Origin of the sequence: Intrasporangium sp. (assembly GCF_036566125.1) — a bacterium.
Lineage (GTDB): Bacteria > Actinomycetota > Actinomycetes > Actinomycetales > Dermatophilaceae > Intrasporangium.
Genome location: NZ_DATCWX010000354.1, coordinates 1 through 4,543 on the forward strand (window position 1 = coordinate 1; position 4,543 = coordinate 4,543).

3 protein-coding genes are annotated in these 4,543 nt (G+C 69.8%); 2 read left to right on the plus strand and 1 reads right to left on the minus strand.

What is annotated here, in order from left to right:
* Positions 1–66 precede the first annotated feature (66 nt).
* Positions 67–2,082 carry a GTP-binding protein gene (locus VIR15_RS21005; RefSeq protein WP_331931424.1) on the minus strand — a complete coding sequence of 672 codons (2,016 nt, stop codon included), beginning with the start codon at positions 2,080–2,082 and terminating at the stop codon, positions 67–69.
* Between the two features lie 179 nt (positions 2,083–2,261).
* On the opposite strand from VIR15_RS21005, the gene VIR15_RS21010 reads away from it, so the two are divergent.
* Both VIR15_RS21010 and VIR15_RS21015 read left to right on the plus strand, forming a co-directional pair.
* Positions 2,262–3,305, plus strand: coding sequence for a S66 family peptidase (locus tag VIR15_RS21010; protein ID WP_331931426.1), 1,044 nt, complete (start codon positions 2,262–2,264; stop codon positions 3,303–3,305).
* 202 nt (positions 3,306–3,507) lie between these two features.
* Positions 3,508–4,543, plus strand: a 1,036-nt coding sequence (locus tag VIR15_RS21015; RefSeq protein ID WP_331931428.1) for an ATP-dependent metallopeptidase FtsH/Yme1/Tma family protein, incomplete at its 3' end; no start/stop codon positions are given.

Below are 4,543 nucleotides of genomic sequence, written 5' to 3' on the forward strand. Positions count from 1 at the left end.
GGGTATCGACTGCCAGGGCCTGCTGCAGCAGGCCCAGGCAGTCGATACCCGGGTGTGTTGCGGGGGTCAGCGGCGGACCTCGAGCACATAGGTCCGGCGGTCCAGCGGATTGGGCCCGGTCCGCTCCCGTGAGGGCGGCTGGTCACCGGTCACGGGGGCATAGCCCTCGAACTCGCACACCAGGTCGCCCTCGCCGCCCGTGAGATCCGGCACGCGGTGCTGCAGCTCGTGCACGTGGGCCGCCGGCACGAGGCCACCGAGGTGAGCCATGGCGCCGTGCACGTGGGTCGTGCGGGGCACCGCACGCAGGTGTGACAGCAGCTTCAGCGCCGGTCCGAGCGCCGCCGCCGGCAGGTCGACGTCGAACCTGTGCATCGGCTCCTCGACCCGGGTCCCTGCCTGCCGAAGCGCGGCCATGAGGACGAGTGGCGTGAGCCCTCGGAAGTCACCGGCCGTGCTCGACATCGCCTTGCTGAACTTCTGGTGCGCGTGACCCTGGCGCGCGTAGTAGCCGGACGCCGTCATCGTCACCGTGCAATCACGGACCGGCCAGCCGCGCAGCCCCTGCCCCAGCGTCTCGTGCACCGTCTCCTCGACCGCCCGGAAGAACGCCGGCGGCATCGACCCGGACTCGACGTCCAGCCCGAACGTGACGCCCGATCCACGCGCACCGGCCGCCACCCGCAGCCCCACGGTCGCGAGGTATGGGTTCGGCGCCACGGAGATCACCTCGACGGCCGAACCGACCCCGACGACCCGCTCGACGCAGATCACCGTGGTCGCCCGGAACCGCACCGGGACCCCGTGGTCGGTCGCGAGGGTCGCCGCTATGACCTCCTTCTGCACCTCGCCGTAGAGCGACACGTGGGTCTCGCCGCGCGCGTCGTCGTGCCGCAGGTTGATGAGCGGGTCGGTCTCGGCGAGTCGGGTCAGCGCCGTGTACATCCGCCCTCGGTCGCCCGGCCGCACCGGCTCGACCACGGTCTCGAGCGTCGGTGGCGAGAACTGCGGCCCACTGCGTTCCAACGCCCCCTCGCCGATCGGGTCCCCCACCCGGGCCGACTCCAGCCCGACGACTTCGGCCATCCGCCCGGCCCGCACCGACATCGACCGGACGAGCGCGCCCCGGTCGTGCACGCGAATAGCGGTGACGCGATCCGCGACGTCGCCGAACCGCACCCTGTCGCGCACGCGCAGCCGCCCCCGCGCGAGACGCACGAGCGCGACCTTCTCGCCAGAGGGTCCACGCTCGACCTTGAAGACGCTCCCGGCCATCGGTCCCTCGACGTCCGGCCGGGGCACCGGCAGGTACGTCGTGATGGCCCGCGCGACCTCGTCGAGCCCGGCTCCCGTGACGGCCGACCCGTGCATGAGTGGGTGGACGAGCCCCGCCCGGGCCTGCTGGGCCAGGGCTCGCTCCAAGCGCCGGGTCGACACGCCGTCCGCGTCGTCCACCCAGTCGCGGAGCAGCGCGTCGTCGTGCTCGGAGAGCAGGTCGGCCAGGCGGGCCCGGTGCCGCTCGTCGTCCTTCCCGAACGGGACGTATGCCGCTGAGCCCGTCCCAGCGCCCGTGACCGTCCCGAGTGGGATGGCCTTGTCGGTGAGACGCTCGCGGATGTCCGCGAGCAGGCCCTGCTCACGTGCCCCGGACCTGTCGATCTTGTTGACGTAGAGCAGGGTCGGGATTCCCAGTCGGGTCAGGACGCGCATGAGGACCCGGGTCTGGGCCTGGACGCCCTCCACGGCGGAGATGACGAGCACGGCGCCGTCCAGCACGGCGAGCGAGCGCTCGACCTCCGCGATGAAGTCCGAGTGCCCCGGCGTGTCGATGAGGTTGACCGTGACGGGACGGCCGGGCGGGCCGAGCTCGAAGGAGACCACCGATGCACGGATGGTGATCCCGCGCTGCCGTTCGAGGTCGAGGGTGTCGGTCTGAGTGCTGCCCTCATCGACGGTGCCGAGCTCGTCGATGACCCCGGCGGCGTGGAGGAGCCGCTCGGTCAGGCTCGTCTTGCCGGCGTCAACATGCGCGACGATGCCCAGGTTCAGGCAGGGGTTGGGGCCGGGTGTTGCGAATTCCACTGTCCAACATGTCCTTTGCATAGGTGGCGGTGACCTGCTGCTGGGTTGACATGAAGGAGCGGCGCATGCCCTTTCCTCTCACTCGGCTGGACTGGTCCCACCAGTGCAGCAACGCATCCTCGGCCCTGGCAACCGGTTATCCGGTGTCGGGCCGTGTCTCGCACTGGTTGGATCGGGGCATGAGCCACGAGATCGTCTCCCCCGGTCGGTGCAGTCCCGGGGACAAGGTCGCCGTGCTCTCCCCGTCGTGGGCAGCGCCGGCGCTCTATCCCCAGATCCACGAGCAGGCGCTGCGCCGCATTCGCGACGATCTCGGGCTGGAGCCGGTCGAGTACCCGACGACCCGTCGGCTCGCCTCGCCGGAGGAGCGGGCTGCCGACGTCATGGCGGCTCTCGCCGATCCGGAGATCCGTGCCGTGATCGCGACGATCGGCGGAGACGACCAGATAAGCCTGCTGCGGCACCTCGACCCCGACATCGCGCGAGCCGACCCGAAGCCCTTCGTGGGCTACAGCGACAACACCAACCTGCTCAACTGGTTGTGGTTCCACGGCATCGAGGGCGTCCACGGCGGGAACACCCAGGTGAACCTGGGGCCGGGACCCGCCCCGGATGCCCAGCACCTCACGTCACTGCGGACCGCCCTTTTCGGCGGCGATGTGCACCTGGCGCCGGTGACCCGCACTCGGGACATGGGCCTGCCCTGGGACGACCCGGCGGCTCTCACCGACCCGCCGCCGGACCTGCCTGCGGAGCCCTGGACGTGGTCCGGTCCCGAGCGAGTGGTCACCGGCCGGACGTGGGGTGGCTGCTTCGAGATCGTCCGCTGGACCCTCGAGGTGGGGCGTTTCGTCCGGCCGGTGGAGGACTACGCAGGCTGCGTGCTGATGCTTGAGCCGACCGAGGAGATGCCCTCTCCGGAGGAGGTCTTCCGGGGGCTGCGCAACGTCGGGGAGCGCGGCATCCTCGAGGCGGCTTCCGCACTCCTCTGGGGGCGGCCGTTCGCCTCCGGCCCAGGGCACACTCGCACCGAGGCCGAGGTGAGCGCCTTCCGGGCCGAGTACCGCGAGCAGGTGCTGCGGGTCGTCGAGGCCTACAACGTCGACCTCGTCGTCGCGCTCGACGTCGACTTCGGCCACACGTCGCCGCAGTGGGTGCTGCCCTACGGGGGATGGGTGGCCGTGGACGGCGTCCAACGCACGATCACGGCCCACTTCGCCTGATCCAGCCCTCCGATCGGGTGAACGCCTGCTGGGCCCGAAAGGTGTTCTTTCGATCAGAGCGTGGAGCGTAGGCATGGGCTGGTTGGGCGTCCCGGGCAGTAATGCGGAACACTGGTGGGTGGCCGGACGTTGTCCCCGTGCACCCACCAGTGCACCCATTCGTTGACGAGCAGGAGGACCGGGGCGTCGACCCCGCACATACATGGACGGAAAGCGGCTTCTGCGCACTCCCTTGGTGTGGATCTTGGTCCTCATCAGCGCACTCGTCTTCGGGATGTTGTTCTCGGACGCTGGTGCTCCCCGGATCGACACCTCCGAGGCGATGAAGCAGATCACCTCTGGCAACGTCGAGTCGGCCAAGCTGACCAACAACGAGCGCATGGAGCTGACGCTCAAGCAGCCGTACACCTCGGCCGACGGGACGGTCAAGGATGCCAAGACCGTCTTCGCGTACTACGTCGAGGCGCGCGGCACGGAGGTCGTGAACGCGCTCAACACGGCGGCTCCGCCGAAGGGCGTCGACGACTTCATCGAGGAACCGAGCTTCCTCGGCCAGCTGCTCGTCTCGATCCTGCCGATCATCATCATCCTCGCCCTCTTCTGGTTCCTCATGGGGCAGATGCAGGGCGGCGGCAACCGCGTCATGCAGTTCGGCAAGTCGCGCGCCAAGCTCGCCACCAAGGACATGCCGAAGGTGACCTTCGCCGACGTCGCTGGAGTCGACGAGGCGATCGAGGAGCTGCAAGAGATCAAGGAGTTCCTCCAGGAGCCGGCCAAGTTCCTCGCCGTCGGGGCCAAGATCCCCAAGGGCGTCCTCCTCTACGGCCCACCCGGCACCGGCAAGACGCTCCTCGCCCGCGCCGTCGCAGGCGAGGCCGGTGTCCCGTTCTACTCGATCTCTGGCTCGGACTTCGTCGAGATGTTCGTCGGTGTCGGCGCGAGCCGGGTCCGTGACCTCTTCGAGCAGGCCAAGGCCAACGCGCCCGCAATCGTCTTCGTCGACGAGATCGACGCCGTCGGACGCCATCGTGGCGCCGGCCTGGGCGGTGGCCACGACGAGCGTGAGCAGACCCTCAACCAGCTGCTCGTCGAGATGGACGGCTTCGACGTCAAGGCGAACGTCATCCTCATCGCCGCAACCAACCGTCCCGACATCCTCGACCCGGCCCTGCTGCGCCCGGGTCGCTTCGACCGTCAGATCGCCGTCGAGCGGCCCGACCTGGCCGGGCGCGCCCAGA

What these genes read in the sequence shown, in the direction of transcription:
- VIR15_RS21010 (WP_331931426.1), top strand. Translation starts at nt 2,262, where the DNA reads ATGAGCCACGAGATCGTCTCCCCCGGTCGGTGCAGTCCCGGGGACAAG.